The organism is Mycolicibacterium novocastrense, assembly GCF_001570485.1.
Classification (GTDB): domain Bacteria; phylum Actinomycetota; class Actinomycetes; order Mycobacteriales; family Mycobacteriaceae; genus Mycobacterium; species Mycobacterium novocastrense.
The window spans coordinates 1-829 of sequence record NZ_BCTA01000082.1 but is presented as its reverse complement, the minus strand read 5'-3'; the positions used below and the strand labels follow the sequence as shown (position 1 = coordinate 829).

The following is an 829-nucleotide window of genomic DNA, read 5'->3' as shown; positions in this document are numbered from 1 at the left end:
GCCGCCGCCGGTGGTGCCGACCCCGGCCCGTGATTCCAATTCCCGCAGGGTGGTGCGAATGATGAGCGACACCGGCAGCCCGTTGAGCTGACCGAGCTCACCGCTCATCAAGGCGATGCGCCCGACGGCGATCATCGCGTCGTGTTGGCGCTGGGCCAGGCTGCGGTGGTCGTTGTCGATCTGGGCCTGTGTCGGGGTCCCCGATGTGCAGGGTTGGGGATCGTCGGGATTGCACATCCCTGGTGCGGCGTACTTGGCGAAAATCACTTCCCACACCGCCCACGCTTCGGGTGTCAGCGTCCCAGAAATCCCGATCATCGCGTCGGAGCGCTGTTTTGCCTTGGTGAGCCCGCGTTTGCGGGCGCGCTCGACCTCATCGGGCTCGGGCCCGTCCTGATCGAGCAAGAACAGCGTCAGATCGGCGCTGTCCTTGAGTTCCTTGGGACCGACACCGACCGCGGTGCGCACCAGGTCGACCTCGAACTGCTCGCGGGTGGGCGCATCGACGAATCCGGGCAACCGGTCAACGGCCTTGCGGATGACGTCGACATGTTCGTCGTTGATCAGTCCATGGGCTTGCGCGACAGCCGTGGCGGGCAACGCCGGTGGCAGCGAGGGCCCGGTCACCGCCTGACGCGGCGCCAGCAGGGCAGCCTCGCTCAGGCGCCGGTTGGCCTCGCTGGTTGAGATCCGCCAGCGGACCCTCAACACCTCTTTCCACGATTTGGCACCCATATGTTGGGCCGTGGCCTCGACCTGCAGGCGGGCCAGCAAGCGGTGGCGCATCGCGGGCAGCTGGCAGCCCAGAGCTTCGAGCTCATCAAGGGCC

Annotated in this window: 1 protein-coding gene; it reads right to left on the bottom strand. The window is 67.1% G+C overall.

Annotated features, from left to right (window positions below):
- A partial coding sequence (locus RMCN_RS25745; protein ID WP_131808608.1) for a DUF222 domain-containing protein occupies nucleotides 1–829 on the bottom strand: 829 nt, incomplete at both ends.